The organism is Arachnia propionica, from assembly GCF_003932785.1.
Lineage (GTDB): Bacteria > Actinomycetota > Actinomycetes > Propionibacteriales > Propionibacteriaceae > Arachnia > Arachnia propionica_B.
Genome location: NZ_RQYT01000094.1, coordinates 1 through 1,862 on the forward strand (window position 1 = coordinate 1; position 1,862 = coordinate 1,862).

Genomic DNA, 1,862 nt, shown 5'->3' on the forward strand with positions numbered 1-1,862 from the left:
TGACGATGAGGCGCTGGTGTCGACCCGTGGCGGTCATGCTGGTTGCGGTGTGTCTGTTGGTGGCTGGGTGTGTCTCGGAGTGGGATCGGGGGATGCAGGCACTGAAGGCCGACCCGATGGCTTCGGCAACCTGGGACGGTTTGGAGCTGCTGAGTGCTGAGGAGACGAGGAACGAGGGCCACAAGCCGAAACCGCCAAGTATCACTCGGTGCTACAAGCTGACGATTCCTGTCGATGAGGCATTTTCCAGGGTTCTTGCAACCGCCGAGGAGCATGGGTGGGTTGAAGAGACCGGGGTAAGGACAAAGGAGAGTTCACTGGCCAGGAAAACTATCAACAATGCAACAGCTTCACTGGTTCTCAGTACCAAGTCGGCGGTTTGCGACTCCAATCCAGATTTCCAGTTCCGGGTCAATATCCATTATCGATGAGGAATTTCAAATGTTTGCCAGATCGATCCTGTTGAAGGTGGCGGTGGCTGTCGGACTGCTGCTCGCAACAGTGTCACCAAATCCTGTCGCTGCCGACGAAGAGAGGCCCCTCAAAGTTTTGAGCATGGCCATCCTCGGGGATTCATATTCGCCAGGAAACGGGGCTGGCCACTATGACACTTCCCCTGCGGGAGCGTATCGCAGCTCGCGGAACTGGGCGCACGGGTACAGAAAGTGACTCGTTGAGCAAGGGATGGAGGCGCGCTGGTAAATCTGGCTCACTCTGGCCACACGACTGAGCAGGAGGGTTATTCAGAGGATGCCAAAAATTATCCCGAGTACGGTTTTGATGGTGGTTTCGAATGTCGTGTATGGGCGGCGGTGGATGGTGCTGAGGATCCGCCATGTTTTGAGGTGGGCGATGGCTTGCTCAACGGGCCATCGGATGTGGTTGATGTTTCGGTTGTATTCTTCGTCGTCCGAGGTGAGGTGTCCGCGAGGTGGGGTCCTGACTGGTGTGGTGAGACCTCGTCCGATGTAGCCCTTGTCGGCGATGATCTTGGTCGGGTCGAGGTGGGTGAGGATGTCGTGGGTGTCGAGGGCTGTCACGTCATAGGTGCTGCCGGGCAGTGGGCTGGAGATCCAGTGGAGTCGTCCCGGTGTGTCGGTGATGACCTGGATGTTGACGCCGGTGTGGTGGTGCTTGACCGAGTACAGGCTGGGCTGGTCGGCCCAGTCGTGACAGGGCAGGATGGTGCCGTCGATCAGGAGGGCGGTGTTGGTGGGGACGTCTGCCAGGGCGGGGATGTCCTCCTCGAGGGTGTTGGCCAGGAGGGTGGTGACTGCGGCGATGGCTCGGCTGATGGTGGACTGGGACACGCCATGGCTTTCGGCGAGTTCGGCCTGCACGTGGTTGCGCCTGAGGTACTTCAGAGTCACCACCAGTGCTTCCAGAAGACCCAGGATCGGCGGGATGGCGTTCTTCTCGGAATGGTTGTTCAGTTTCTCGAACAGGGCGTGGCATTGGTCGAGGGTGAGGCCTGTGCTATTATACATGTGGCAGTTCATTCTTCCCGGGTTTCTTTCCAAGATTTATCCTATCGGAATGAGCTGCCCCTTTGTGTTTAAATTGCGACGTGTTTCATGATGCCATTTTCAAGCCGCCTGAATAACCCTCCAGCTACTTGCCGATCAAATTGACGACATGCCGGCAGATGTCGACATTGTGATGTTGACGATCGGCGGGAATGACGTCAACTTCGAGAAGGTCGTTGAGAAATGCTTTGCCTTGCATTACCGCCATCCGCTGGAGTGCAAGGATGTCGTCGAGGCCCGACTTGGAGGGTGCGCGGATAGGTGCGTGTTGGGGATGTGGGGCAGGCACGAACACTGGTAGAAGGGTTCTAGCCAATCCTCTACTACCCAAGGAGT

At 57.3% G+C, this 1,862-nt stretch carries 3 protein-coding genes; 1 reads left to right on the forward strand and 2 read right to left on the reverse strand.

Annotation, left to right across the window (positions count from 1 at the left end; genetic code table 11):
* A partial coding sequence (locus tag EII35_RS15345) for a hypothetical protein (protein WP_221739799.1) occupies positions 1-431 on the forward strand: 431 nt, incomplete at its 5' end.
* Between the two features lie 312 nt (positions 432-743).
* Here the strand turns inward: EII35_RS15345 and EII35_RS15350 are convergent.
* Complete coding sequence (locus tag EII35_RS15350) at positions 744-1,487, reverse strand: transposase family protein (protein WP_125229324.1); 744 nt, start codon at positions 1,485-1,487, stop codon at positions 744-746.
* Between the two features lie 124 nt (positions 1,488-1,611).
* On the reverse strand, positions 1,612-1,862 hold a 251-nt coding region (locus EII35_RS15355), incomplete at its 5' end, for a hypothetical protein (RefSeq protein WP_221739800.1).

Excerpts from the sequence above, each read along its gene's own strand:
- EII35_RS15350 (WP_125229324.1), bottom strand. The coding sequence starts at position 1,487 with ATGTATAATAGCACAGGCCTCACCCTCGACCAATGCCACGCCCTGTTC.